Source organism: Nonomuraea sp. NPDC001699 (assembly GCF_053596455.1).
Genome location: NZ_JBSFGF010000002.1, coordinates 228,598 through 253,507, shown reverse-complemented (window position 1 = coordinate 253,507; position 24,910 = coordinate 228,598). Strand labels below are relative to the sequence as shown.

The 24,910-nt window shown below is 67.7% G+C and carries 34 protein-coding genes and 1 tRNA gene; 9 read left to right on the top strand and 26 right to left on the bottom strand.

What is annotated here, in order from left to right:
- Nucleotides 1-2: 2 nt before the first annotated feature.
- Nucleotides 3-374, bottom strand: coding sequence for a DUF5997 family protein (locus ACWCSU_RS06670; RefSeq protein WP_357698414.1), 372 nt, complete (start codon nucleotides 372-374; stop codon nucleotides 3-5).
- Between the two features lie 54 nt (nucleotides 375-428).
- Here ACWCSU_RS06670 and ACWCSU_RS06665 point away from each other — a divergent pair, with 54 nt between their 5' ends.
- A complete protein-coding gene (locus ACWCSU_RS06665; protein WP_449934034.1) occupies nucleotides 429-1,178 on the top strand; it encodes a LysR family substrate-binding domain-containing protein in 750 nt (249 codons plus the stop codon).
- 111 nt (nucleotides 1,179-1,289) lie between these two features.
- Nucleotides 1,290-1,595, top strand: coding sequence for a hypothetical protein (locus ACWCSU_RS06660; RefSeq protein WP_357698417.1), 306 nt, complete (start codon nucleotides 1,290-1,292; stop codon nucleotides 1,593-1,595).
- Nucleotides 1,596-1,646: 51 nt separating this feature from the next.
- Here ACWCSU_RS06660 and ACWCSU_RS06655 read toward each other — a convergent pair whose 3' ends face one another.
- From ACWCSU_RS06655 to ACWCSU_RS06620, 8 genes are all read right to left on the bottom strand, one after another.
- Nucleotides 1,647-1,790, bottom strand: coding sequence for a hypothetical protein (locus ACWCSU_RS06655; protein ID WP_357698419.1), 144 nt, complete (start codon nucleotides 1,788-1,790; stop codon nucleotides 1,647-1,649).
- Nucleotides 1,791-1,833: 43 nt separating this feature from the next.
- Nucleotides 1,834-1,980, bottom strand: a complete 147-nt coding sequence (locus ACWCSU_RS06650) for a hypothetical protein (protein ID WP_357698421.1) — start codon at nucleotides 1,978-1,980, stop codon at nucleotides 1,834-1,836.
- Nucleotides 1,981-2,118: 138 nt separating this feature from the next.
- Entirely contained in the window at nucleotides 2,119-2,916 is a 798-nt protein-coding gene (locus ACWCSU_RS06645; protein WP_449934031.1) for a GNAT family N-acetyltransferase, read from the bottom strand.
- 110 nt (nucleotides 2,917-3,026) lie between these two features.
- Nucleotides 3,027-3,380: a hypothetical protein gene (locus tag ACWCSU_RS06640; RefSeq protein ID WP_357698425.1), complete on the bottom strand. Its 354-nt coding sequence runs from the start codon at nucleotides 3,378-3,380 to the stop codon at nucleotides 3,027-3,029.
- A gap of 87 nt (nucleotides 3,381-3,467) precedes the next feature.
- A complete protein-coding gene (locus tag ACWCSU_RS06635; protein WP_449934029.1) occupies nucleotides 3,468-3,698 on the bottom strand; it encodes a hypothetical protein in 231 nt (76 codons plus the stop codon).
- A gap of 115 nt (nucleotides 3,699-3,813) precedes the next feature.
- Complete coding sequence (locus tag ACWCSU_RS06630; RefSeq protein ID WP_449934027.1) at nucleotides 3,814-4,290, bottom strand: NUDIX domain-containing protein; 477 nt, start codon at nucleotides 4,288-4,290, stop codon at nucleotides 3,814-3,816.
- Nucleotides 4,291-4,423: 133 nt separating this feature from the next.
- Nucleotides 4,424-4,633, bottom strand: a complete 210-nt coding sequence (locus ACWCSU_RS06625; protein ID WP_357698431.1) for a hypothetical protein — start codon at nucleotides 4,631-4,633, stop codon at nucleotides 4,424-4,426.
- A gap of 193 nt (nucleotides 4,634-4,826) precedes the next feature.
- Entirely contained in the window at nucleotides 4,827-5,351 is a 525-nt protein-coding gene (locus ACWCSU_RS06620) for a DUF6461 domain-containing protein (protein WP_449934025.1), read from the bottom strand.
- Between the two features lie 211 nt (nucleotides 5,352-5,562).
- On the opposite strand from ACWCSU_RS06620, the gene ACWCSU_RS06615 reads away from it, so the two are divergent.
- Nucleotides 5,563-5,985: a hypothetical protein gene (locus ACWCSU_RS06615; RefSeq protein ID WP_449934023.1), complete on the top strand. Its 423-nt coding sequence runs from the start codon at nucleotides 5,563-5,565 to the stop codon at nucleotides 5,983-5,985.
- Between the two features lie 197 nt (nucleotides 5,986-6,182).
- On the opposite strand, the gene ACWCSU_RS06610 is transcribed toward ACWCSU_RS06615, so the two are convergent.
- The 3 genes from ACWCSU_RS06610 to ACWCSU_RS06600 form a co-directional block, all read right to left on the bottom strand.
- The gene (locus ACWCSU_RS06610; protein ID WP_357698436.1) at nucleotides 6,183-6,329 is read right to left on the bottom strand and encodes a hypothetical protein; all 147 of its coding nucleotides are present in this window, start codon (nucleotides 6,327-6,329) and stop codon (nucleotides 6,183-6,185) included.
- 363 nt (nucleotides 6,330-6,692) lie between these two features.
- The gene (locus tag ACWCSU_RS06605; protein WP_357698438.1) at nucleotides 6,693-6,947 is read right to left on the bottom strand and encodes a hypothetical protein; all 255 of its coding nucleotides are present in this window, start codon (nucleotides 6,945-6,947) and stop codon (nucleotides 6,693-6,695) included.
- A gap of 314 nt (nucleotides 6,948-7,261) precedes the next feature.
- On the bottom strand, nucleotides 7,262-7,936 hold the full coding sequence (locus ACWCSU_RS06600; protein WP_449934020.1) for a DUF998 domain-containing protein: 675 nt from the start codon (nucleotides 7,934-7,936) through the stop codon (nucleotides 7,262-7,264).
- Between the two features lie 311 nt (nucleotides 7,937-8,247).
- On the opposite strand from ACWCSU_RS06600, the gene ACWCSU_RS06595 reads away from it, so the two are divergent.
- Nucleotides 8,248-8,841, top strand: a complete 594-nt coding sequence (locus ACWCSU_RS06595) for a TetR/AcrR family transcriptional regulator (RefSeq protein WP_357698442.1) — start codon at nucleotides 8,248-8,250, stop codon at nucleotides 8,839-8,841.
- Between the two features lie 67 nt (nucleotides 8,842-8,908).
- Here ACWCSU_RS06595 and ACWCSU_RS06590 read toward each other — a convergent pair whose 3' ends face one another.
- Together ACWCSU_RS06590 and ACWCSU_RS06585 are read right to left on the bottom strand one after the other, a co-directional pair.
- Nucleotides 8,909-9,157: a hypothetical protein gene (locus tag ACWCSU_RS06590; protein WP_449934018.1), complete on the bottom strand. Its 249-nt coding sequence runs from the start codon at nucleotides 9,155-9,157 to the stop codon at nucleotides 8,909-8,911.
- Nucleotides 9,158-9,376: 219 nt separating this feature from the next.
- Nucleotides 9,377-10,309: a LysR family transcriptional regulator gene (locus tag ACWCSU_RS06585; RefSeq protein ID WP_357698447.1), complete on the bottom strand. Its 933-nt coding sequence runs from the start codon at nucleotides 10,307-10,309 to the stop codon at nucleotides 9,377-9,379.
- Between the two features lie 114 nt (nucleotides 10,310-10,423).
- Between ACWCSU_RS06585 and ACWCSU_RS06580 the strand changes: the two genes are divergently transcribed.
- The gene (locus tag ACWCSU_RS06580) at nucleotides 10,424-11,308 is read left to right on the top strand and encodes an SDR family oxidoreductase (RefSeq protein WP_449934016.1); all 885 of its coding nucleotides are present in this window, start codon (nucleotides 10,424-10,426) and stop codon (nucleotides 11,306-11,308) included.
- A gap of 278 nt (nucleotides 11,309-11,586) precedes the next feature.
- Here the strand turns inward: ACWCSU_RS06580 and ACWCSU_RS06575 are convergent, their stop codons facing one another.
- A complete protein-coding gene (locus tag ACWCSU_RS06575) occupies nucleotides 11,587-12,117 on the bottom strand; it encodes a TetR/AcrR family transcriptional regulator (RefSeq protein ID WP_449934014.1) in 531 nt (176 codons plus the stop codon).
- A gap of 90 nt (nucleotides 12,118-12,207) precedes the next feature.
- Between ACWCSU_RS06575 and ACWCSU_RS06570 the strand changes: the two genes are divergently transcribed.
- Nucleotides 12,208-13,833 carry an MFS transporter gene (locus tag ACWCSU_RS06570; protein WP_449934012.1) on the top strand — a complete coding sequence of 542 codons (1,626 nt, stop codon included), beginning with the start codon at nucleotides 12,208-12,210 and terminating at the stop codon, nucleotides 13,831-13,833.
- 221 nt (nucleotides 13,834-14,054) lie between these two features.
- On the opposite strand, the gene ACWCSU_RS06565 is transcribed toward ACWCSU_RS06570, so the two are convergent.
- Entirely contained in the window at nucleotides 14,055-15,260 is a 1,206-nt protein-coding gene (locus ACWCSU_RS06565; protein WP_449934010.1) for a hypothetical protein, read from the bottom strand.
- 221 nt (nucleotides 15,261-15,481) lie between these two features.
- Here ACWCSU_RS06565 and ACWCSU_RS06560 point away from each other — a divergent pair, with 221 nt between their 5' ends.
- Nucleotides 15,482-16,027, top strand: coding sequence for a DUF4240 domain-containing protein (locus ACWCSU_RS06560; RefSeq protein WP_449934008.1), 546 nt, complete (start codon nucleotides 15,482-15,484; stop codon nucleotides 16,025-16,027).
- A 402-nt stretch (nucleotides 16,028-16,429) separates the two neighbouring features.
- Nucleotides 16,430-18,115: an IS1182 family transposase gene (locus tag ACWCSU_RS06555; RefSeq protein WP_449934006.1), complete on the top strand. Its 1,686-nt coding sequence runs from the start codon at nucleotides 16,430-16,432 to the stop codon at nucleotides 18,113-18,115.
- Between the two features lie 7 nt (nucleotides 18,116-18,122).
- Here ACWCSU_RS06555 and ACWCSU_RS06550 read toward each other — a convergent pair whose 3' ends face one another.
- From ACWCSU_RS06550 to ACWCSU_RS06540, 3 genes are all read right to left on the bottom strand, one after another.
- The gene (locus ACWCSU_RS06550) at nucleotides 18,123-18,377 is read right to left on the bottom strand and encodes a transposase family protein (protein WP_449934004.1); all 255 of its coding nucleotides are present in this window, start codon (nucleotides 18,375-18,377) and stop codon (nucleotides 18,123-18,125) included.
- 94 nt (nucleotides 18,378-18,471) lie between these two features.
- Nucleotides 18,472-18,957 carry a hypothetical protein gene (locus ACWCSU_RS06545; RefSeq protein ID WP_449934002.1) on the bottom strand — a complete coding sequence of 162 codons (486 nt, stop codon included), beginning with the start codon at nucleotides 18,955-18,957 and terminating at the stop codon, nucleotides 18,472-18,474.
- A gap of 768 nt (nucleotides 18,958-19,725) precedes the next feature.
- Nucleotides 19,726-20,130, bottom strand: a complete 405-nt coding sequence (locus ACWCSU_RS06540; protein ID WP_449934000.1) for a hypothetical protein — start codon at nucleotides 20,128-20,130, stop codon at nucleotides 19,726-19,728.
- Nucleotides 20,131-20,455: 325 nt separating this feature from the next.
- Between ACWCSU_RS06540 and ACWCSU_RS06535 the strand changes: the two genes are divergently transcribed.
- Nucleotides 20,456-21,082 carry an NTF2-like N-terminal transpeptidase domain-containing protein gene (locus tag ACWCSU_RS06535; protein ID WP_449933998.1) on the top strand — a complete coding sequence of 209 codons (627 nt, stop codon included), beginning with the start codon at nucleotides 20,456-20,458 and terminating at the stop codon, nucleotides 21,080-21,082.
- Between the two features lie 62 nt (nucleotides 21,083-21,144).
- Here the strand turns inward: ACWCSU_RS06535 and ACWCSU_RS06530 are convergent, their stop codons facing one another.
- From ACWCSU_RS06530 to ACWCSU_RS06500, 7 genes are all read right to left on the bottom strand, one after another.
- Nucleotides 21,145-21,570 (bottom strand): hypothetical protein, encoded by a 426-nt coding sequence (locus tag ACWCSU_RS06530; RefSeq protein WP_449933996.1) that lies wholly within the window; start codon nucleotides 21,568-21,570, stop codon nucleotides 21,145-21,147.
- Nucleotides 21,571-21,771: 201 nt separating this feature from the next.
- Nucleotides 21,772-22,011 carry a hypothetical protein gene (locus ACWCSU_RS06525; protein ID WP_449933994.1) on the bottom strand — a complete coding sequence of 80 codons (240 nt, stop codon included), beginning with the start codon at nucleotides 22,009-22,011 and terminating at the stop codon, nucleotides 21,772-21,774.
- 417 nt (nucleotides 22,012-22,428) lie between these two features.
- A tRNA-Val gene (locus ACWCSU_RS06520) sits at nucleotides 22,429-22,500 on the bottom strand.
- A 17-nt stretch (nucleotides 22,501-22,517) separates the two neighbouring features.
- Nucleotides 22,518-23,459, bottom strand: coding sequence for an ROK family protein (locus tag ACWCSU_RS06515; RefSeq protein WP_357698471.1), 942 nt, complete (start codon nucleotides 23,457-23,459; stop codon nucleotides 22,518-22,520).
- 172 nt (nucleotides 23,460-23,631) lie between these two features.
- Entirely contained in the window at nucleotides 23,632-23,961 is a 330-nt protein-coding gene (locus ACWCSU_RS06510; protein ID WP_357698473.1) for a hypothetical protein, read from the bottom strand.
- Nucleotides 23,962-23,975: 14 nt separating this feature from the next.
- The gene (locus ACWCSU_RS06505) at nucleotides 23,976-24,437 is read right to left on the bottom strand and encodes a peroxiredoxin (protein ID WP_357698475.1); all 462 of its coding nucleotides are present in this window, start codon (nucleotides 24,435-24,437) and stop codon (nucleotides 23,976-23,978) included.
- 29 nt (nucleotides 24,438-24,466) lie between these two features.
- On the bottom strand, nucleotides 24,467-24,895 hold the full coding sequence (locus ACWCSU_RS06500; RefSeq protein WP_357698477.1) for a DUF3052 domain-containing protein: 429 nt from the start codon (nucleotides 24,893-24,895) through the stop codon (nucleotides 24,467-24,469).
- Between the last annotated feature and the right edge of the window lie 15 nt (nucleotides 24,896-24,910).

Here is a 24,910-nt window from a genome sequence, read left to right as displayed (position 1 = left end):
CGCTAGCGCTCCTTGAGTCGGAGCGCCTCCTTGCGGTTGTCCGCCTGGACGGTCCGCTCCCGCTCCAGCCAGTCGGGGTTCTCCGCCTTCAGGGCGTCGATCTCGGCGGTGGTGAGCGGCTCGGTGATCCCGCCCCTGAGCAGGCCCGAGATCGAGACGCCGAGCTTCGCGGCGACGACCTGCTTGGGATGCGGCCCGTTACGACGCAGGTCGGCGAGCCACGCGGGCGGCTTGGCCTGCAGCTCGTTCAGCTCGTCCCTGGAGACGACACCCGCCTGGAACTCCGCGGGCGTGGCCGAGAGAAGGACACCCAGCTTCTTGGCCGCCGTCTCGGGCTTCATCGTCTGGATGCTCTTCGGTTTGGACGAGGTCATGGCCCCAAGCCTAGCCAGTCGGAACACCGTCCCCGACATCGATACCCTGAGGACGTGACTGACGAGACAGGCAGCGGCTTCCGGCTGGCGTACGTGCCCGGCGTGACCCCCGCCAAGTGGGCCGGCGTCTGGGCCGAAAGGCTGCCCGACGTGCCGCTGACCCTGCTCACGGTCCCCAACCTGGAGGCGCTGGGCCTCCTGCGGGAGGGCGACGCCGACGCGGCGTTCGTCCGGCTGCCGATCGACCGCGAGGGCCTGAGCGCGATCCCCCTCTACGTCGAGACCACGGTGGTCGTGGCGCCCAAGGACCACGCCGTGACCGCCGCCGACGAGGTGACCCTCGCCGACCTGGCCGACGAGGAGATCTTCCACCCCCTCGACGACACCATCGAGTGGACGCCCCGGCCCGGACAGCCGGCCTTCACCCGTCCCGCCACGACGGCCGACGCGATCGAGCTGGTGGCCTCCGGCGCCGGCCTGCTCCTCGTCCCCCAGTCACTGGCCCGCCTCCACCACCGCAAAGACCTCACCTACCGCCCGGTGACGGACGCCCCCCAGTCCCAGGTCGCCCTGGCCTGGCCCACGAACGCGACCACCGACCTGGTGGAGGACTTCATCGGCATCGTGCGCGGCCGCACGGCGAACAGCTCCCGGGGCCGCGCCCCTGCCTCACCTCCGCAGAAGCAGGCACAGAAGCCAACGCAGAAGCCGACGCAACGCCAGTCCCCCAAGCCCGCCCAGAAAAGCTCGGGCCGCCGCGCCGCGCCGACCGGCCGCAAGAAGAAGGGCCCCCGCCCCCGCTGACCGTTCGTCCGGACACCGGGCAGGGGCTTGACGCCGGGGACGGCGCGACTAGTTTCTCTTAGGAAGCTTTCCTGAGAGTGCACTGCCTGACGACCCGCTGGAGGTCAGCACATGCGCGCGAGAAAGCACTTGGCCCTGCCCCTCGCCACCGTCCTCACCGCCGTCGCGTTAGCCGGCGCCGCCTCCCCCGCACATGCCTCCCCGACCGGCTGCACCACCGGCCGCGACGGCAAGACCGCCTGGGCGTACTGCACCGGCGGCACCGGCAACTACGCCGTGGTCATCCGGGTCACCCATCCCGACCCGCAGGTCGGCTCCTGGCCCGAGGGCGGCCCCTGCGTCTCCCCTGGCCAGCGGTCGGAGTACACGCCGTACCACAACATCCCGTTCACCGTCACTGGCATCGCCTACTGCTGAGGCACGAGCAACCCTCACCTCTCCCCGCCGGGGGGAGGCGAGGGGGCTCGCCTACCTGATGATGAGACCGGCGTCCGCGAGGACGGACAGGAACAGACCTCCGCACAACAACGCGATGGGCCACACCTTCTGGGTGAGGGCGACCAGGATGCCGGCGAGGAGCGCCAGCAGGGCGAGGATGGTGAGGGCGTCCATGTGAGTGTTCCTGCCCGTCGGGGGTGGTCTCAGGCGCCGGGGGTCAGAGCTCGCCGAGCTTCGGGATGATCTCGCTGAGGACCCAGAGCGCCAGACCGAGTGCGAGCAGGTTGACGCGCGCTCCGCCGATGTTGAAGGCGGACAGGACGAAGCAGGCCAGGGCGAGGATGAGCAGAATGAGAGTGATCATGCCGGCTTCCACTTCTGTAGCTGGGGTGGTTGCACAGCGCTACCCGTGATCATCCGAAGTAGGCATGACGAAAGGGTCTCGGCCCCTGGTCAGCCTTCCTGAGGAGCGCGTCGCCCCTGGGGACGGCAACCCGGCCTGTCAGCCCGCGGCGGCGAGCTGGAGGAAGTGGATGGCCGTGTTGGCGCGACAGCCGATCCGTTCGTACACGGGCTGCCCGGCCGGCGTGGCGTGGAGAACCAGCCGCCGGTGCCCGCTCCACCTGGCACCTTCGTGGATCGCCTTACGGGTGACGGCCTCGCCGTACCCCTTGCGCATCTCCTCGGGCAGGGTGGCGACGAGCGCCAGGAAGATCGAACCCGGGCCGGCGACGGTGGCGGCGCAGGTCACCGGCCGTCCGTCGCGGTATCCGAGATAGGCGTGGACGTCGCCGCGCCACAGTTCCGAACCCGCCAGGGCGGCCCTGCCCGCCTCGGGCGTCATGCCGTAGGCACGTGCGTTGACGTCGCCGTACGCGGCGAGGTGCTCCTCGCTCTCCACCCGCCGGAACTCCAGGTCCGGATGGCACGGCTCAGGCACCGACAGGTCGCCCGCCATGCCCCGGCCCGAGAACGCCACCTCCAGACCGGCCTCGGCGACGCGCTGAGCCAGGCTCGCCTTCGCCCGGGAGCTCAGCAGATCCTCGAAGACCCACAGATACCCGCTCTCGGACCTGGCCCTCATGAACGACGCCGCCCGCGTGAGCTGTTCGCCGAGCGCGTCCGCCGAGATGTCCGCGCCGGCGAGGGTCACGGTGTTCCAGAACCCGAACGAGCTGTCAGCCCACATGTGGACGATGCCGTCATCCGTACTGACCCGGCCGCCCCGGTCCCGCACCAAGGCGCTCCAGACGGCGACGAGATGATCCCTGGACTCCAGCGCCTCTTCGAGGGATGACACAGCAGAAGCCCCTTTCGCAAGGCAACAGCGCCATCAGAGCCGGGCCCGGCTCCCTGATCCCAAGGCGGATGGTACGGCCTGAGAACCGTGGCCGCACCGGATCGGCGCCTTCATCTCGTGTGCGCGCAGCCGCGACCTGACCGGTGGGCGACACCGGCGAGTACCAGGTCGAGTTCCGCCACCGAGTCCTCCAGCGCGGCACTCTGGTCCGGGGCGCGTGCGATGTCCAGGGCGCTCTCGCAGATCCCCCCGTACAGCAGTGAGGTCACGGGGTCCAGCGGCCGGTCCGGGATGCACCCGGCCTCGATCGCGATGGCCAGCCCGCGGCGCATCTGCTCCTTGCACCCCGCCTGGATGTCCCGCATGGCGGTCCAGCCGAGCGCCCCCGGCGCCTCGACCAGCCTTCTGGTCTGCGGCGAGAACGCGCCACGGGTCACACCGACCCTGGCGCAGATCTCGTCCACGGCGGTGGCGGAGAAACCGTCGCCGAGCCGGCCTGGGGGCCGACCGTCAGGCCGCGACGCCCCTTCAGACCTCAAGAAGAAGAACGCTCACCGGCTACGAATGGCCGCTTCGATACGCAGAGCCAGCCCCGCGACCACTGCGAGCATGAAGACGCCGAGTATCTGCCACGTCGGCTCACCATCGCCGAACACGAGCGCCCCGACACACAGCGCTCCACCGAGAACGAGAAGCGCGGTACCGACCGCACCGACCATTTCGATCTCGCCGCGATCGTCTCTCGACTTCTCATCCCGTACGGGTTCATCCGAGTCAGCCACGGCGGAAAGCCTTCCATGCGCATCCACAATGCGGAAAGCCCCCAACCGTCCGCCGCGAATGGTTGCCCATGAAGGCAGTCGTGGCCCGGACAGAAGACCGTTGCCACTCAGATGGTTACTCGACGGGAATGGCCTGGCCGCGCTCCAAATAGATGATCCCGCCAAGCTCTCGCGCCGTGACGGCCGCTTTGAGGCGACGGGCAAGCCGCTCGATCAACAATCCGTCCAGTTCTTCGACGGAGTGAAACTCATAGGCGCTCAGTTCCTTGTCCACGAACCTGATCTGCCTGAGCAGTGCGTCGTCCAACGTGCCGCCGTCGAACACGAACAGGACCCTGTCGCCCACCTTCGGGGAAGGCGACCAATCGACCACGAGAAGGCGCCCGATGGCCGGCCGAATACCCAGCTCCTCTTGCACCTCCCGAATGCAGGCCTCGTACGGGGTCTCCCCCGGCTCGACACACCCACCCGGAATGTCCATGAACGGCTTGTACGTAGGACGGACGAGAAGCACACGACCACGGTCGTCCAAGAACAGCGCCCCGGACGCGGCACGGGCCCGGGCGAACGGCGGAACGCCCTGATCGTTCACACTTCGACCCTACGCCAAGGCACTGGCCTGCCCCGGGACGCACCGCCCAGGGCAGGAGCCGCAAGCTGGAAATCAGCCTCGTGGTCGAGGCGAACAACCGCCTACGGCTCATTCGTGAGACCCACCGCGCCGTTCAGCCCGCGAGGTGCTTACGTCCTTTGTCCGTCAACGACGCCAGATGTACCGCTACACCGAAGCTGGTGAAGCCCGACCTGGCCGCGTCCGTGAACGCTGCGATCACGGCCTCTGACCGGTACTCCTTGACCAGGACGTCGTAGGCTGCGAACTCGTGGTCCCGGATGGCGGCGAGGACCATGTTCGTGGTCAACTCGGGGTGATTCACGATCTCCTCCAGCAGGTCGCCTCGCCCCCCAGAGTCCCACCGTCCGCCCCGGCCTGCCACCCTCAAAAACCGTCCCGATAGCCGCCCCAGCCCGTACCGCCCGTCCACCGGGACACCGAGTAGCCACGAAACGGTACATGCTTGCCTGCAGCGGAATGATCGTCCGCCACCATGAGATCCGTGATCGTCACCTTCAGTCGATCGACCCGACGACGGGCTCGGCCGCGTAGTGGGTCGGCGTCAGGGTGACCCCGGTGGCCCGTGCAGCCAGCGCGAGGGCGAGAGCGGTGGAGGTCCCCGTGTCGGCCTCTCCGTCCAGCGGCATGCTCAGCTCTCGCATATGGGTCAGCAGGTGGTCAGGGTCGGTGCCGTCCCGCCCGCCGGGGAAGAACGGCTCGAATTCCGTCACCACCACCTCGTCGACGGCGTAGACGAAGTACTCGTCCATGGTGATGCCTGTGATGACCCTCGCCATCTCCGTCCCTTGCGAGAGGGTCTCCGGGAGTGGCTGCCCATGATAATCAATCAGGACCGCGCCTCCGTCTGCCGCGTAGGCGGCAATGCCCACTTCGCGCGAGGTGTCCCCGGGACCGGCTCCAATCCGACGCAACGCTTCCTCCGGCGACAGGCCTCGCACGAACGTCACACCGACCAGATCACTGTCCTTCTGGCACTCCTCGACGAACCAGCCATACCCCATCGACGACACACTGCCCATCCCCTTCGTATCTGCTAAAAACGCGCCCTTTCGAGAGGGACAGACTATGGCCGACCGACTGCGCCGCCCATTACCGAGTTCGGCACCCGAACCTCGGCAGCTCCCTTTCGACACCTTCCGTATCTACGACAACCGCACAGGCGGTCCCCGGCCAGGGCGGCTATCCGTTGTCGCAGCCACCGCGCCCGAGAGTCCTTGGAGTCGAAGACTTATGAATCGCCTTACGAGAACCTGCGCAGTCATCGCAGCAGGTGCCGTCTTCGTCACCGCATTGACCGGCTGCGGAGCAATGTGCGAGGCACAGGCGAAGAAGGAGATCAACCAACTGAAGCAGATCGTGTTGGCACTTCTCCCTGTGACCGTCGCCGAGACTGTCATGGAAGAAGACGACTGTGACTCCGGAAGCGGCGGTTCCCTTGTCTTCAGCGCACAACGCACGATGACCAGCGAGCAGATTTTCGAGAAGTTCCTCGCCAAGGGATGGAGTCGGATCGATGATCCCGAAGAAGACGGGTGCCTCCGTTGTGTCGACGGACTCGACGGCGTAAGCACCGAGTGGGATGGCCAAGAGGTCTATCTGACGATCAGCAACTCGGACGACGGCGCCATGGCCATCCTGGCGGCGTTCACCTGACATGCGGCCCGCAAGCCACCACCTCGATCTTCCTGGGCAAGAACTCGGCCCAGCCCCGAACACTGGATCATCCGAGCCTCGGTGCTCACCGCCTCGACCGGCTGCGTCCGCTCTCAAGATCGCAGCATGGCCCGAACCTTCGGTCGGTGCCGCGCCCTCAGCGGTCTCCGGGACGCGATGAGGTCCGTGGCTCGCGGTCAAGGACGTCGCAGCTTCACCGCAAGGAAGGACGGCACTTGGTGGAGCCTGTCGTAGGCGGCTTCGTCGATCTCCCGGAGGTCGGCCGTGGGGCGCGGTTCGATCAGCTGCTCCAGCACGAACCCTGCCGCCAGCAGCTCTCCCAAAAGGTCTCCAAGAACAGGCGTTGGTAGTGGAGCCTCGGCCGGTACGTCCGTCTGGGCGAGGAGACCTCCGCCCGCATCACCGCCGAACACGACCCCGCGGCCCGCCGACGCTCCCGCTGACTTCACCCTCAGAAAGCGGCGCTGACCAGGGCTTACGACCTTCGAATGTACTTCGTCACAGCGCCGTTAACGACAGGCCAACTACGGGCGCAGCTGGACCTGTCCGAACCGAATGTGGTCATTCTGTCCGGTCGTGCCAGCCCGGAAGTGATGGCCGCGAGCTGGAGAAACGTCTCCGCCCTCAGCGCTGCCGCCAAAAATCTGTACCGATCCCCCTGGGGATCAGCACGCGGGCCGGCTTGCTCAGGCGCTGCTTGTTTGCGGTGGGGAGGTCATGATGAGCTCGCCGACCTTGGCCACTGTCCACTGCACGCCGGCCAGTGCGGCGGCCAGGCGCTCGCGCTCGGCGTCGTCCAGGCTGTGCTCGCCGAGCTGGTGGGCGAGCAGCTCCAGGTGTGTGGCGAAGCGGGCGCTGGCGTCGGTGACGACAGCGCCCGGGTCGACCGGGTCGACCGGCGAGTTGACGGGGGCGTGCGGGGGTGCGGGCAGGCTGGTCACGGCCCTGACGGTACGCACCCGCGGGCGGGCGCATGGGCGACTCCCGAAACTTCGGAAAGCCGATCATCACTGGCCGCGATCTCGGTGGGTGCCCGGTCGACGTCGTCGGAGGATCCCCTTGGCCCCCGAGCAGGAGCGGTACGGCGAACCGGGCTTACTCGGGGGCCAAGATCGAGCCGCCGGGGCGAGTGGAGTGGATCGTGGGCGCGGGCCGGGCGCGGTTCGAGCGGGAGTTCTGCCTGCATGTGCCGGGTGCTCGAAGAGTTCGGCGTCAGGCTGCCATTTCCGTGGTGACGGAGGACGCAGGGGTTCGTTCACGTCTTCCGCTTCCAGATCGATGCTCCAGCGCAGATGAGGCCGATCAGGAACGGGTGAACGGCGCCGCGTTCGATGAGGCCGATGATGCCGATGGGGGTGTCGCCCGCGGTAAAGATCATCGCGAGGTAGAGCACCATCGAGAGCAGACCGATCATGCCGACCGTGATCAGTGCTCGCCCCATTCGCGGAGAGATGCCGATGCGCCGCCACCTGCTTCCGAGCACGATGGCCAGCGCGTTCCCACCGACGAAGCCGGCGAAGGCTCCCATGCTGTGGTACTCGCCGGTGCCGTTGTTGAGTGCCTCGCCAGATCCGGGAAACAGCGCGAGCAGGACGCCGCCGACGGCCAGCAGCGTCGCGGGGGCGAGCATGGCCCAACGGCGGCCGTCCGACAGATCGCGCAGCGTGGCCACTCCGGCCAGGATCGTGATCCCGAAGAGGAGGAATCCGGCATTCATTACCCAGGCTAGGGGCGAGTACATGTACTGCCCGAACAGAGTCGAGGGCCCGTGGACTCCGAGGTTGCTGATGAAATGGTGCGTGTAGCTGTAGGCGGGGTCGGTCCACGCTGCGGCGGCGACAAACTCCCCGAGCAGGAAGATCGCCGGCCCGGCGACGAGCAACGCTCCCGCCACTCGGCGCTGCGGAGGCAAGCGCACGTGGGAAGGCATCTCGCGACTTCTAGACCGTGAGTCAATTGCTTCGGACATGGTCGGTCCCTTTCTGATGGCCGGGGTTGGCGGGAGGGCCCGCCGGAGATTGACGCGGCTCGCGTGTGCCTGCGACTCCCGATCGGCGGCGGCGATTTTCGGGCGCGCCGGGGAGGCCGAGCGGCTGGGCTAAGACCTCATTGGCCAGGAGCCCGGCAACCCGTCAACGAGTACGCCCATGAGCGAGAACCTCTCACTGAACTCACTCAATTACTACATCGAGACTACTTTTACTGTCAATATCCTTAGTGTCCGGGTGTAGAGTATGCGCCATGGTGGATGCAGCGACGGCGGGCCGACGTGAGCGCAAGAAGGCGGCGACGCGGGCGGCGATCCTGGAGGCGGCGACGACGCTTTTCCTTGCACGCGGCTTCGATGCGGTGACTGTGCGCGAGATCGCAGATGCGGCCGATGTGTCGCCCAAGACGGTCTTCACACACTTCCCACACAAGGAGGCGCTTGTCTTCAGTGACGAAGGTGAGCGACATGAACGCCTGATTGCTGCGGTGAGTGGCCGCATGGCGGGGACCTCGATCTCCGACGCGCTGAAGGCCCACTACCTCTCCGAAATCGCCGCGCTCAAATCCGAGCCGCAGAGTCACATACTCGCTCTCATGGAGGAGACGCCGGCTCTGGTCGACTACGCGGAGAAGATGTGGTTGCGCCACGAGGATGCCTTGGTCGCGGTGATCACCGAGGAATTCGGGCTGGAGGAGCCAAGCGAAGAGATCCGCTTCTACGTCCGGTTTGCCCTGCAGATTCAGCTCATGGCCATCCGTGAGCCCGATCCAGCGGCGGCCATCGATGCGGGGTTCCACCTTCTGGATAAGGGGTGGGCGCCCTACGACGAGGCCGGAGGGGGATAAGCGCAGCCGCAAGGGGTCGTGAGCCGCCGCCATCCGGGCATCTGAGGAGAGTCTTCAGGCCAGGGCCTCACGTCGCGGCGGCGCCCCATCGGGCCCGCCGCTCCGGCGTCGTGGCCAGGGCGCCGAGGGCCTCTTTCTCCGGGCCGTAGATGCGGCGGATGTTGGCGAGTTGCTGGTGGCGGCTCTTGGCCTGGAGTTCGGGCGCAGTGCGTTCGATGGCGCCGCCCTGCTGGTCCACATGGTCGGCGTCGACGTGGCCGCCGGACTCTGCGCCCCCACCCAGGTACTCACCGCCGCCGGGTACGAGGTGAGGCAATCCGGCAGGTAGGTCGTCCGGCCCTCGCCTGCGGTCGCGTCCGACGTGGCCGCGGCCGCAGGCATGATGATCTCGCACCTGGTGCTGCGGCAGGCCCGCCACCACCCTGCTGCGCGAGCGTCGCGGCGACAGGCGCGTGGCTGGTTTCGTGTCAGGAGATTGGGGGGTGCGGCGCCTGCCGGGTGTGGTGGTCCAGCAGGCGGGTGAGCAGGTGATACGTCATCCACCCGCCGGACCACCCGCAGCCTCCGGCGACCTCAGGGTTGCCCGCGAACCGGTGAGCAGCGCCCTGGCGGATTTGCGGAACGCCGACACCAGGCGGTTGCGGTCGCCGGCCCGGGTCGCCAGCACGACGTGACTCGGCTCGACGCCCTCCAAGGGGATCGAGGTGATGTCCGGGCGGAGGTTGACAAGGGTCGGGCCGCCCGCGATGGCCACCGCCTCCCCGGCGGCGATCAGCTCGAACTTGTCCTCGATGTCGGCGATGACGGGGCCGTCGGGGGCCGGGCGGCCGTCGGGCCTGGGATCGATGCGCCAGTACGCCTCCCAGGCCGGGTCCGGGTCGGCCAGCCGGGGCAACGGCTCGTCGGCGATGTCGGCGAGCGTCACGGATCCCCTGCCCGCCAGGCGGTGGTCGCGCGAGAGCAGCAGCACGCGCGGCTCGCCATACAGGATCGTCACGTCGAGCCCATCAGTCGCCAACGGCAGCCGGGTCACCACCGCGTCCACACGGTAGTCGAGCAGAGCGGGGCGCGGCTCGTTCCAGGCCACGTGTGAGGTGCGTACGTCGGCATCCGGATGCAGGCGGCGCAGCTCGCGCACGGCCGGCGTGACGATGAGGCCCATCGTGTACCCGATGGTGATCCGGCTGGGCCGAGCGGCGGCGCGGGCCTGCGCCGCCGCTCGGGCGGCCGCGTGCAGCAGCGTCTTCGCGCGGGGCAGGAAGACCTCGCCCGCCTCGGTGAGTCGCGTGCCCTGCGGGGTTCGGTCGAGCAGGAGGGCGCCCAGTTGCCGCTCAAGGGCGCGGATCTGTCGGCTCAGCGACGGCTGGGTGATGTGCAGGGCCTCGGCGGCGCGGCCGAAGTGCCGGTGCTCGGCGACGGCCGTGAAGTAGCGTACGAGCCGCAGATCGAGATCGGGCGACTGGGGCATGCCCGCAGCCTACTGCGGTGATGCCTGAAACGTATCGCCCGATGAGCGACAGGCTTTGGACGCCGCACGGCACCGGCTCCGACGATGGGAACACCGCTGAAGAAGGAGATCATCATGCGTGTTTTCGTCACCGGCGCCACGGGTTTCGTGGGGTCCGCCGCCGTACGTGAGCTCATCGAGGCCGGGCACCAGGTGGCCGGTCTGGCCCGTACGGATGAGGCCGCCGCCGCGTTGAGGGCCGCCGGAGCCCAGCCCCACCCCGGCTCGCTCGACGACCTCGCCGGCCTGCGCGACGGGGCCGCCGCCGCCGACGGTGTCATCCACCTGGCCTTCGTGCACGACTTCGCGAACTTCGAGGCCGCCAACCAGACCGACCGGCGAGCCATCGCGGCGCTCGGCGAGGCGCTGGCGGGGTCCGGCCGGCCGCTCGTGGTCACCTCGGGCACCGGCCTGCTCCCGCCCGGCCGCGTCGGCACCGAGCAGGACGAGCCGGGGACGCATTCGCCCCGAGGGGCGGCCGAGCAGGTGGCGCTGTCGTTCGCGGAGCGCGGGGTGCGGGTCTCGGTATTGCGGCTGCCGCTGGTGCATGGGGAGGGTGACCCGGGGTTCGTCGCGGCCGCGATCGGCATCGCCCGCGCGAAGGGCGTCTCCGCGTACGTGAGCGACGGCGACCCCCGGTGGCCGAGCGTGCACCGGCTGGACGCCGCCCGCCTGTACCGGCTGGCCCTGGAGGAGGCTCCCGCGGGCGCGCGGCTGCACGCCGTCGCCGAGGAGGGTGTGCCGGTACGTGACGTCGCCGGCGTCATCGGGCGCCGGCTCGGCGTGCCGGTGACCGCGATCACCGCGCGGGAGGCGGGCGAGCACTTCGGCTGGCTGGCCTCCTTCGTCACGCTGGACATGCCGGCCTCCTCCGCCCTGACCCAGAAGCTGCTGGACTGGCGTCCCGGCCGACCCGGGCTCATCGCCGATCTGAACGCGGGACACTACTTCAAGAGCTGAGCCCGCAGCTCCGCCGGTCACTCCTGCCCGGTCCTGACCGGCCGGCAGCTGAGCTACGCGGCAGCCTCGCAGTTGTTGATCGTGCACCCCATGCGGTCAGCCGGACGCTCATGCAGTCCAGGGGTCACCGGCACAAACGCCCAGCCGTCGCCCGATCACTACTCAAGATCAACTATTTGGCGGACGGTTCTCGCCGCCGAGCAGGTGGTCGGCGGCGACTGGGGCAGATCGCGTCGCCCGGCCCCCTCGTCGGGCAAGCCAGGCGGCGGGCGAACCGCTCAGGACGTCGGCGGCTCAGGGATGAGGGCAAGAATGTCGTCGACGAGTCGCTTCCTGGCCCCAGTCGGCAAGGAGGCGCCCAGGGCGTTCTCGTATCCCCAGAACCCGTCGGCGGCCATGCGCGCCATGAGGCACCGCATCGCCTCGTCGTCGTGCTCATCGATCGGCGCCGCGTCGCCGGGGAACCAGCGGTCGTAGACCCGTTGCCAGGGAGCCATCCAGTCGGGCTCGTTGCCCGCCTCGGCGATCAGACGCGTCTCCAGACGTGTGGAGGCTGCGGTGCATGCCAGCACGTATCCCCTCGTGCGTTCGGCGAGCGTCGCCTCCTCCGGTTCTTTGCCGGTCGCCTCGCGCAGTCCCCGCTCGACGCGGTCGGCGAGGAACTCGTGAATACCGGTGAGCAGAGCGTGTTTCGTCGGGAAGTGGTAGATCAGCCCGCGTTTGGTCACCCCGGCTTCGGCCGCGACCGCGTCCAGGGTGAGCGCGGTGATGCCGCGTTCTTCAACGACGCGCAGGGCCGCCTCGATCATCGCCGGTCGCGCATTCGGTCGTGCCATGTCCCCTCCTCGTCTCCGCAGGGTTAGTATACCACTTGGTGTAGTAACTGGTCTGGAGGGAAGATGACCGAGAACACACCGCGAGCGACAACTCGCACCTGGATCGGACTGGCCGTGCTCGTGCTGCCGATGCTGCTCATCGCGATCGACGGCATGGTGCTGGTCTTCGCACTGGCCGACATCACCCAGGACCTCAAGCCGACAGGCACGCAGCAGCTCTGGATGCTCGACATCTACTCGCTGCTGCTCGCCGGCCTGCTCATCACCATGTCGACGCTGGGCGACCGTTTCGGCCGGCGCAAGGTGCTGCTCATCGGTGCGGTCGTCTTCGCGATCGCCTCCACCCTGGGCGCTCTCTCGACCGAACCGTGGATGCTGATCGGCTCGCGCGCCCTGCTCGGGGTCGCGGGCGCGACGATCATGCCGGGGACACTGTCCCTCATCCGCAACATGTTCCTCGACCGCAACCAGCGACGGACCGCGATGGCGGTCTGGTCGGCGATGGGCGCGCTGGGCGCCGCCGCAGGCCCGATCGTGGGCGGCTGGATCATCGAGACGTTCAGCTGGCACGCCGCCTTCCTCATGAACATCCCGGTCATGGTGCTGCTGCTCATCCTCGCGCCGTTCCTCGTCCCGGAGAGCAAGAACCCCAGCCCCGGAAACATCGACGTCGCCAGCATCGTGCTCTCGCTCGCGGGCATGATCTCGTTCGTCTACGGCGTGAAGACCTTCGCCGAGGGCAAGGAGCCCGGCATCGGGTTCGTCACCTTCTTCGCCGGGCTCCTCCTGCTCGCGCTGTTCGTGATCCGCCAGCTGCGCATGCCGGTGCCGATGATCAACGTGCGCCTCTTCAAGGTGCGAGCCTTCACCGGGGCGGTGCTCACCGACCTGCTGTCGATCTTCTCGCTGGTCGGAGCACTGTTCGCCCTCACCCAGTTCCTGCAGCTCGTCGTCGGCCTCAGCGTCATCCAGTCGGCGCTGTGGATGCTGCCCCAGGCCGCCGTCTCCGCCTTCGCCGGGTTCATCGCCGCCGCGCTCGTCAAGCGGATCCCCACCTCGATCATCGTCTCCGTGGGCGTGCTCATCACCGCTGGCGGATTCGCGACCCTCCTGACGCTCACTCCCGACACCGAACCGTGGAGGATCGCGATCGCTCTGTGCCTCGTCGGCCTCGGCGCCGGCGTGGGCATGACGCTCACCAACGACCTCATCATGAGCTCGGTGCGTCCCGAGCAGTCAGGCCAGGCCGCCGCGATCAGCGAGAGCGCCTACGAGCTCGGCACCGCCTTCGGCACCGCGATCCTCGGCTCGGTCCTCCTCGGTTTCTACCGCACCGGCCTTGCGGACGCCGCTCCGGCAGGACTGCCCGCAGGCGTGCTCGCGGCCGCGAAGGAGACCCTCGCCGCCGCGCTGTTCTACGCCCAGGAGCTGCCGAGCGCGATCGGAGCGGCGCTGGCCATGGCCGCGACCGACTCGTTCACGACCGCGCTGGCACGGACCGGCGGGATCGCCGCGCTGATCCTGCTCGCCGTCGCGGTCTTCGCGGGCATCATGCTCCGCGGCGTGTCCGCACAGGCAGACCTCGCCGAAGCCGATGACGAGGGGGCCTTCGAGGAACGGAATCCGGTGTCAACCACGTCCGGAAGACCCCAGCGGCAGGGGGTCACTGACCTGAGAGAACCCCGTTGACGCCGGATTCCGTTCCCAATCTCTCTGCCCCCCGTGTCCAGCACGACCGCCAGGTTGCTGCGGGCCAGATGTCGGGATGGTCGTCTTCGCCCACGTGCAGCCGGGCGGCGGTGCCGAGCCGGTCGCGGGCCCACGCCTCCCGGTGCGGACGCCTGCTGACGGCGACTCCAGCGGTGCCGGGCCCCGTCACACGAGGATGGTCATGCCGATCAGAAAGCCGGTCACCGAAGATCGGTGAACCACCGCAACACCGTCGGCATCGCCGCGAGGGGCGAGTCCATGTGACCGATGTCCCCAACGTCGGTCAGCGTCGCGTCCGTGCCGTGTCGCCGCAGGTCACGCAGGCAGTTGCGGGAGTTGCGCGCCACCACCTCCCGGTCGCCCCGGGCCGCGAACAGCCGTACAGGCACCCGGGGCCGCCACGACGAGCACGTGTCGTCGTTCGTCTCCAGCGCCTTCAGCACCGCCCCTGACGGGTTCAGGTACCACTGCTGGAACTTCGGCGTGAGCACGTCCAGCGGTGAGGCGGGCAGCCCGGCGATGATCTCGTCGAACGTGTGATTCCCGTCGTAGAGCGCCTCGACCGCCGGGTCCTGGAACGCCTCGGCGGGCGAGTCGTAGAAGTGGTGCAGCCGGTTCATGGAGGCGGTCCAGTACGCCAGGTAGAACGCCGAGGTGCGCGGATCCAGCCGTCCCGCGATCAGCTCGGGGAACTGGACGTGCTGCACTTCGTACGGCCCGGAGATCGGCGCGAGGCCGCGCAGCCGGAACCCGAGCCCGGGGCCGGCCTGCAGTTGCCGGCCCACCGCCATCGTCGCGGTACCGCCCTGGGAGAAGCCGGTGACCAGCACGTCCCCGCTCAGCCTCCGCCCTTGGCCGGTGGCGAGCGAGCGGGCGGCGCGCAGCAGGTCCACCGTGGCGGAGGCCTCGCTGGCGTGGTCCATGTACGGATGGAAGCCGGGGCCCGTGCCCAGCCCGAGGTAGTCGGGGGCGACGGCGATGAACCCTGCCGCGGCGAACATCATCGGCACCGCCCGCCCGTCGCCCTCGTCCATCGAGCCGACGTAGGCCCTGGTGGCCGTCGTGCCGTGCTCGTAACTGACCGTCCACAGGTCTTTCCTGGACTTGTGGGGGACGGCCACGGTGCCGCTGGCCGTCGTCGGGCTGCCGTCCACGCCGACCGTACGGTAGACGACGGCGTACAGGTCGGCGCCCTGGGCCTTGGGTGGGACGGGGAACTTCGACTCGCGCAGGTACGCGGCGATCTCCGTGGCGGACAGGCTTTTGATCTTTTTGGCCGAGACGAGCGAGCCCTGCTCCACCTGAGGGGTGGACAGGGCCAGTGCGGCGGGGGCGGTGGCCGTGGCCAGCACGAGTCCGGCGCAGGCCAGGGCGAGCAGCCCAAGCGTCTTGCGGGTTTTCCTCATGTTCCTTGACGCTAGAGATCATCCAGGAGCCGCCCCATCCTGCACACCGCCCAACCGTTGGTAGGGCCTACCGGATGGCGCGTACGTGGCGTTCACTCGATCCCCGTTGATCGCCACCCGCCAGGTAGCTCCCCTATCGCGTACGGCCTCTGTGAAGGAATCGGGCTCCCGGTCGAGTACAGACGTCGATCAAGAGAGCTGAATCCGGGACTTCATGTCCCTTGGAGAGTCATCAGGTATCGTCACTCCGCGACGTTGCACATGGGCAACCCCGCCAGTCGGCCGGGGTTTTTTCATGCCCGCGACCAGGGGTCCTCACAGAGCGACGCAAGGTCGACACATGGCTGATGTGGGGTGCGATGCGCACCCTGTTCGGGGGCGGGTCCGATGACGGCTTCCGGTACTTCCAGATGTGGCTCGTCGGACTTGGCCGGGAGACCTTCGAGCGGGTGGCTCAAGAGCCCGATGCTCTGGTGGATGTGCCGGCGACTCAGCGACTTGTCCTGATGCGGCGGAACCAGGAAAGGTGGACGGACGATGACTGGCCCGAGTTCGAAGAACTGGATTACGTAGCCTGCAGGGCCTGGGATCAAGTGACAGGCCAGGAGCGTGACGAACTAGCGGAAGCCCTTCGGTCTCGTGGCCATGAGTTGTTCGCGTTTCCCAATCCCACTGATGAGGAATGGGAGCTCGACAACAGGAAGGAGCGCGCTCGGAGGCTTCCTCGAACTCACCGGTACCTGCACGAGCTTTATGGTGATGCCTAGATCACCAAGTCAATTCGTCGCTGAGTTCCTGTGGGATGCAGTCGGTTTCGGGGTCGCACCTTGGGCAACGCGGTGGTTCCGAAGGACGGCGATGGCCTTGCAGCGGTGGCCGGCCTTGCCGGGGCTGCAGCGTGGCTTGCGGAGGATCTTCCGGCTCTTCAGCTGGGCGTTTGCGCGTTCTCCGGGTCCGCGGAGCTCGGCGTGGGAGCGGTTGGCCTGTTCTGGGGTGGGGGCTTGTTCCTGCCCTTGACCCTGCTGGCTAACTCGCGGCGTGCGTGGTGTGGTTCGTGATCTGCTGGGTCAGGTGGATCATGAAGGGCGGCCGTCGTTCTCTTATCCCGGCTGTGTTTGGGTGTTTCGGTGTCTGTGCAGCCGTGTCCGTGGCCGGAGCCGTCGCCGTTGGTGGCGGAGGCGATCCGGGTGATGTATCGGGGGCGGCGGGAGATGCCATTACCCGTTCGGGTGCGGGATGAGCTGGGTGAGTTGTTCGCCGATGAGCAGTTCGTGGCCGCGTTCGGGACGGAGGGGCGACCGGGATGGTCTCCGGGCCGCCTGGCGTTGATCACGGTGCTGCAGCGAGTGGAGAACCTGACCGATCGACGGGCCGCTGAAGCGGTCCGGACGGATCTGTCGTGGAAGTACGCGCTGGGACTGGAGCTGGACGATCCAGGGTTCGACGCGAGTGTGCTGAGTGAGTTCCGGTCGAGGGTGATCGCCCATGGGCTGGAGGAGCGGGTCCTGGACCTGCTGCTGGAGACGCTGCAGGCCAGAGGATTGGTGAAAGCGGGCGGGAAACAGCGCACCGATGCCACACATGTGATCTCGGCGGTGCGGGACCTGAACCGGGTCGAGCTGGCCGGCGAATGCGTGCGGGCCGCCTTGGAAGCCCTCGCCGCAGCCGCGCCCGGCTGGGTGGAACAGGTGCTGGAGGTGCCGGACTGGGCGGATCGGTATCAGGCGCGAGTCGACTCCTGGCGGCTGCCGGCCTCCAAGGCCAAGCAGGAGCAGCTCGCGCGGGCCTACGGCGCTGACGGGTACGCGCTCTGCGCGGCCCTCTACGCGCCGTTCTCTCCCGCCTGGCTGCGGGAACTGCCCGCGGTGCAGGCGTTGCGCGTGATGTTGATCCAGAACTTCGTCCGGACCATCGATGCTCGCGGGCGGGAGGTGGTCGAACGGCGGCGGTCCCTGCGCGAGGGTGGAGCGGGGCTGCCGCCCGGCAGACATCGGCTGGCCTCGCCCTATGATCCAGACACCCGCTGGTCGGCCAAAGCCGACGTGTTCTGGAACGGCTACAAGGTCCACATCAGCGAAACCTGCGCCACCAGCAGGATCGGCGAGGACGGCGACGCGAGCTCGCCGCCGAACCTGATCACGAACGTGGCGACGACCGACGCGACCGTCGCGGACATGGCCATGACGGCCTCGATCCATCAAGGACTCCAGCGGCGGGGTTTGCTTCCGGCCGAGCACTATGTCGATTCCGGATACGCTACGGCCGAGCTGATCGTCTCAGCCCGTGATCTTTACGGGCTGGCCTTGGTCGCACCGGTGCGGTTCGATTCCTCGCCCCAGGCCCGCGCCGCCACCGGGTACGGCCGGGCCGCGTTCACCATCGATTGGACCGCCAAACAGGCCACCTGCCCCCAAGGACAGACCAGCATCTCCTGGACTCCGACCATCCAGCGCGGCCTGGACACCATCGTGGTCAGATTCTCGGCGAAGACCTGCACGCCCTGCCCCGCCAGGACCGCATGCACCCGCAGTATCAGCGGCCGACGCCAGATCACCCTGCGCCACACCCAAGCCCAGCAGCAAGCCCTCGACGTCGCCCGCACCCAGCAGAGCAGCCAAGACTGGCAGCACAAGTACAAGATCCGCGCCGGAGTAGAGGGCACCATCCGGCAAGCCGTCGCCATCACTGGCATCCGCCGAGCCCGCTATCGCGGACTCCGCAAGGTCCACCTCGAACACGTCATCTCAGCTACTGCTCTCAATCTCACCCGGCTTGATGCCTGGTGGAACGGCCACCCCCTCGACCGCACTCGTACTAGCCACCTCGCCCGCCTCGACCAGACCCTCGCAGTCTGAACCCGAGTTAGCCAGCAGGGTCGCCCTTGTACGGGGTGATCGCCGCGCCTTCGGCTCCTTGATGCGCCTTGTCGGCCAGGGTGATGACCCCGGCCTTCTCCAGAGCGCGCCGGATGCCCGAGATGCGGGCGGCGCTCAGGTCGTGGGCATTGCACGGCAACGCTCCAGAGGTCCAGACGATCGTCCCGTTCGGTGAGGCGAGGACCTGGACGTTCATCCCATGAAACCGCGAGCATTCGAGGCCCATGGTTGTGGTGATCAATCCATCTACCAGGGGTTTCTTACGTCATCAGGCGAACATCAAGCTTGCGATCACCCTGTGACCAGCACCCTGCAGCCGGGAGAGGAAGGGTTCATCAGTGACAGCGAAGGTCCAGGCCCGCTTCTGTGCTGTCGAACAGTTCCACGATCACCACGTGGCCGCCGTGAGCGGTGGGTTTCGACGACTCCTGAGCCCGCATCGTGATGTCGGGCCGATCTCCGTCGATCCCCACGATGTTCGCCCGGTCGTAATAGTCCTCGAGCTCGGGGACGCTCAAGCCCGTTTCAAGCGTGAAGCGAGCGAGGTAGTCACAGTGGTTGCCGTTGCCGCGAAGCGCGACGGATCCTTCGCCCTGGCCGACCCACCCGGTCGTGGGCGGCAGGGGGAAACGCTCAAACCGGCTGATCATGCCCGCCAGCTTCCCGTCGTTGACCCACATGGGGATCATGAAGAAGAGTACGAGCAGCCCCAAGGCCATCACCGGCGACAGGAGAGCGACCAGACAGCCCCCCTTCCAACTGCGCCAGAACGACTTCTTCCTGGGCGGGTCTTCGCTGACGGCAGGAGGAACGTCTTGCATGACACCACCCGAAGTATGCGGAACCCGGCGATTCCGGACAGCCGTCCCATGGGCGTAGCCTATGTGGCCGTTGGGGTTGAAAGGGATTCACTGCTAGAAAGAGGCCGGACCGCTTGCGGTACTGGGCGTGGCTCTTGAGGTCGTCCCAGTCGGGGAACCGGTCGACGTGGCGCGGGAGTCGATCTCCAGTCTTCTACGAGGTGGGCGGCACTGGGTTCGAACCAGTGATTCCTCGCTGTAAGGAGCCGTGATCCTTTGGCCGTACGTCTGGACCTGGCCCCCTTACCTGCGGGGCGCTTCTCTGCACGTGATCGATGCAGCCTAATGGCACGGCGATCATGTCTCTGACGTGGTGTTCGCTCGCGGGATCGGGCACGGTGTGGCACGGCCTTGCGGCACGCAGATGGCACGGAAGCAAATCCGGCACACCCACGGGCGATCCGCCCGCATTGGTCGAACTGCCGACGGTTTACAGCGGGCTGACGTTACTGACCGCATCTGGCCTCTGACCTTGGTGTACGGGGCCCGTCCTCCCCATACCCGGGAAGATCATCCCGCGTATGTCCCGCGAGGCCGAGCCAGCGACGAACGTCCCTGAAACCTGCGGATCAAAGATCCAGTTCGAGCCGTTCCAGACAGTTCGCTGCAGGTCAGAGGACGTGCTCGGTCCATCCCGAACGACTGTGAACGGCCTGGTACTGCCACTGAGCTTCCCACAGCTCTACGACTCCTGCTCGCGCCCCTGGCAGCGCACCCCATCAGCCGGAGTCACCCGGACTTGCGCTCGCCCGGATAGATCCGCACATGCTTACCGTCGGTGTTGTTGATGACGGTTCTTCCAGCAAGAGGTCGCTTCAGGGTGAACTTCACCGGATGCAAGTAGGCAACCAGGTTGGAGTACACAGGCTCCTCCCAGGGCCATTGCCGAGGACAGTCCTCCTCCACCAAGATCCCGATGACCACTTGTGAGGAGGATTCGTCCAGCTCGGTGTCCGTCACTCTGTCACAGAGCTGCGGGGACCCGTCAGGGGCACCGAATATCACATCGACCGTCAAAGTACGCTCGTCCACCGACAGCTTCGCGCTTCCAATGCCCTGCCAGGAGGAGGTTGCACAGCCGGACAGTGTTGACGCGGCGCACATCAGTATGAGGAAAGCCTTGCCAGGGGGCATGGAAGAACCCTAGTTGGTCACCTGCGATCCACGGCTCGAAGATCAGCGACGCTACTCGGTGAGCCAAGAGGAGGAACGACCCCTGGATCGTCGATCTCCCCCAGCACGTATGGCGACCAGCCATGCAGGGGCGAATGACTCCCCAATGAGGCCACCCGCCAGGTCGGTCGACAGGCGGCCGATCTCCGTGCGGATTTGGGCGAAAGGGCCGGTGTCGGACTGTCGGCACAGGGCGCCGTTTGTGACGGACGTCCCCGTCCGAGGACACAAGGGCGGTCGGGCTCGGGTTCTGAGTGTTGTGGCCCAGCCAATAGGATCGCCCTATATGCCCGCATTTTCTCGCCGGCGGCGACGGACAACGATCACCATCCCCGTAGCCCTGACCGCCGTCCTCGGTTTGGGCATTGCCGTCCACCTGACGGTACGCACCAAAGGCTCGCCCCAGCAGACGGCGACCGCGTTCCTGACGGCCTGGCAGCGCGGCGACCTGTCCGCCATGAAAGCCCAGGTGCTGGAGCTTCCCCGAGACTTCGACGGCGTCTACACCGCCTTCACCAAGGGCTCCCAGGCCAAGCGGATGACCATCCAGGACATCCGCGTCCGCCCCAAGGCTTACTTGAATGTCGGGGAGGCCGCCACCTACTACGCCTCGTTCGCCGTCACCCTCGACGGACCGGTCCCCTATTCCTATGACGGACAACTGGAGATCATCGATTTCGACCGCGCCTGGAAGGTGAGCTGGTCACCGACGGCGATCCACCCCGAACTACAAAAGATGGGCTTCAGCGAGGTGCGGCAGATCCGCGTCGTACCCCAACGCGACGGCTCCTCCCGGCTCGTCCTTCTGGAAACACGTGCCAAGGGTGAACAGGCAGGACGACTTTTCGCCGACGAAGGCCTCAAACTGGCGGTCATTTTGGCCGACTCGGCCCAACCTGGGGTCACTGGTTAGCCGTCGTCGCGGCCGTACTCGGCAGGTGCAGAGCTCAGCGCAAGCGCGGAGCAGAAGGCCCGCTAGTAGCAGCGCCAATCCCCGTCCCAGTCGTGGGAGTCGTACGCCTCGACGATGACCCTGCGACCTCCACCATCGCCATCGTCCCCGAAGTACAGGGAGATCATCGTTTTCGACTCAGCTCCAGGGATGACCGCATTGTCATAGTGGCGGCGGATCTCCTGTGGAGTGAGCGCTGTTTGCAGCGTGATCCGGACCCGGTAGTCACAATAGGATCCGCTGCCGCCGACCAGATTCTTGCCAAAGGTCACATCGCGGTCCATCAGGAAGACATCTCGGCTGTTCGGCGGGAGCGGGTGTGCGAGGACGCGCTCGTAAAGGTCGTCGAGGCGTGCGTTGTCGCGCCACACCGGGATCATGATCAGCAGGAACAGTCCGACCAGTGGGGCAATCACGGCCAGGGCGACACAGCCCCACAGGATTCGCACCGGATCCTCCACAGATGTCGGGCCTTCGAATTGGGGGACTGTCTATCGCACTGGTGACACGGACGTCACCACACCGCACGGCTGCTACATCGTCGGCGAGGTCGAGCCCGTCCGGTCGAGTTCAACGGCATCGCCATCACGCCTCGCGTACTCGATCAAGGCTCGCGAGATGCACGCGCCCCGCCAGACCGCCCAATCGGCTCAGAACAAGGCTTCGGCCGAAAAGGACGCCCCGTGATCCGGCTGACCACCGGGCACGCCGCCCGCGCCCTCGCCCTCGCCCTCGGCCACCCGTTCACCCGCCGCGAGCCCGTCCTGGCGCTCGACTTCGGCCACCAGCTCGCCCATGCAGCCACCCGATTCGCCCGCTCCATCGAGCGCGGCTTCCACGGCCTCCCGGACGGTCAAGGGGGGCGGCATGAGCGAGAACCAGCCCTGCACCTACATCCCTCTGTCCCTGCGACCCGATTCCGATCCGCACCCTCGGGTCTCCTTCCACACGCCGCAACTCCACGCCGGCGCCGGCGGATGGACCTGGACCTGAATGCCCGGACCGTCAGCGTTCGGCACAACACGTAGAACTCGACGCGGACGAACTCCTCATCGGGCCGCCCAGGTCCCGCGCGGGTGTCCGTAAGACCGCCACCCCGAAAACGATCATCCGGCGCTCCGCGAACATCTGGACGAGTTCACAGCTTCGGAAACCGACGCGCTGATCTTCACCGGGGCGCGAGGCGGCATCCTCCGACACAGCAACTTCGCCGCGCGGCCACTCGGCCCGGGTGAAAAGGCCCCTCACACCCGGCTGATGGCACAAAGCCCCGCTTCCGCGATGGGAAACGGGGCTGTTCGACGAGGTGGGCGGTACTGGGTTCGAACCAGTGACCCCTCGCTTGTAAGGCGAGTGCTCTACCGCTGAGCTAACCGCCCCCGGATCGGCACTAACCTTACGACACCCGGGGGGCCGATCGCACATTCACCGTCCAGCCGGGGCCCACTTCGGGGCGGCCGGCGGCTCGCCAGCCCAGCAGGGCGGCGCCCAGCATGCCGGCGTCGACGCCCAGCGCGGCCGGGATCAGCGGGGGTGCGTCGCGGAAGGCCAGGCGCTTGACCAGGCGCGTGCGTACGGGGTCGAACAGAGCGGGACCGGCTTCGGCCAGGCCGCCGCCGAGGACGATCACCGAGGGGTCCAGCAGCAGCGTGTACGTGGCCAGGGCGAGCGACAGGGCCTCCACGGCCTCGTCCCACACCTCGATGGCGATGGGGTCGTCGGAGGCGACCACCTGCTCGGCGCGTACGCCCTCGACGCCCGCGCGCTGGCTGTAGCGGCGTCCGACCGAGGCCGCCGAGGCGTACGTCTCCAGGCAGCCGAACTGACCGCACGCACACTGCTCGCCGTCGGGGAAGACGGGGGTGTGGCCGATCTCGCCGGCCCAGCCCGAGGAGCCGCCGTACGGGTCGCCGTTGATGATCGACGCGCCGGCGATACCGGTGCCGATGGGGAGGAAGAGGAAGTCGGAGACACCTTTTCCGGCGCCGAGGATGCTCTCGGCCAGGCCGCCCGTACGGACGTCGTGGCCCAGCATCACGGGGATGTCCAGGGTGGTGAAGTTCGAGGCGGGGACGTCCCGCCAGCCCAGGTTCGCCGCGTAGAGAGCCGCGCTTTCGGACACCAGCCCAGGGACGGCCAGACCGACGCCTGCCGGGTCGCCGTCGCCGGAGGCGGCCAGGTGGCCGATGAAGTCCGAAATGGCGGACACGACCGCCTCAGGACCGTCGGCGCGAGGGGTGTGGCGCCGCTCGCTCAGCAGCACCTCGCCGGACTCGCTGACCAGGCCGCCCTTCATGGACGTGCCACCGACGTCGAGAGCGACGACGAACGAACTCATAGCGGACACGAAAGGAGACGATAGCGCAGGTCAGCAAATGTCCGAAAAGACGCTTGAGAATCTCTCAGGTGGGAGGGAGCGGGAGTCCGCGCATCGAGACGACGGCGGGACGATCCCGAGCCGGTGATCATCCCAGGCCGACGGCGGGGAGGCACGGGCGAGACGCGGACGGTCAAGCCCTGCCCAGCACCCGGTTCAGCGCCGCCTCGACCTCCGCCGACAGCCCCGGCGGAGCCCCCGACCCGACGTACGCCCCCTGCTCCCCGAACCCCTCCGACGCCCGAGCCATCCGGACGGCGCCGCAGCCGCGGCACTCGACCTCCCCCAACCGGCAGATGAGCGCGGTGGACCCGCACGTGCCGCAGGAGTCGAGGTCGAGGTCGTGCAGTCGTTGACAGTCCGGGCAGATCAGCACCTGGGACTCGTTGCGCACCCCGCGCTGCCACGGGCTGGCGCCACGGACCGGGTCGGTCTGCCGGGCCCCGCATCGGTAGCAGGGCATCGTTCCCTCCGAGGTCATGAAATGTCGGCGAGTGCCTTGACGTAGTCGGCGACGTCGCGTGCCGAGGAGATCGGACTGATCACCGACCACCGGATCACGCCCTCGCCGTCGATGACGAAGGTCCCCCGACGCGCGAGCCCCTTCGCCTCATCGAACACACCGTACGCCTGGGCGACCTGTCCGTGTGGCCAGAAATCGGAGAGTAGGGCGAATCCGTAACCTTCCCGATCGGACCAGGCACGCAAGGCGAACACGGAGTCGACGGACACGGCGAGCACCCGCGCGTCGAGAGGCTGGTCACGCAGCGCGGTGAGCTCGCCTTCGCAGATCCCGCTGAAGGCAAGCGGATAGAAGACCAGCACGACCTTCTCGCCCCGGAACATGGACAGTCTCACCGGGGCGCCGTGCTGGTCCTGCAGCTCGAAATCCGGAGCCATGGCGCCGACCTCGGCAGGATGTGCGTTCACAGCGACCATCCTGCCGTATCGGCCGGCCTCGGAGTTTCCTAACGTCGGCCCTTCGGGGCGACGAGCCTGGTCCCGGACCAGTCGGGTGCGGCGGAGATGCTGCTGGTCTGCGAGAGACCCGCGGTAGCGGCATCCTCCCCTATGTCGCTCGGCTCCACGTGGCCATCGCGCCCGGCCTTGGGAGTCAGCAGCCAGATCTGGCCGGCTTCGGCGAGTGCTCGCATGGCGTCGCTGAGGGCGTCGAAGAGGTCCCCGTCGCCGTCGCGCCACCACAGCAGCACAACGTCGACGACGTCGTCACTCTCCTCGTCCAGCATCTCGTTGCCGGTCAGGTCCTCGATGGAGTCGCGAAGCTCGTCGTCGACGTCCTCGTCCCAACCGATCTCCTGCACCACCTGACCCGGCTTGAGGCCAAGTCGTTCGGCCAGGCCGCGCTCGCCCTGCGCCTGACCCGCGGTCGCGCTCACGTTTATCCCTCCTGC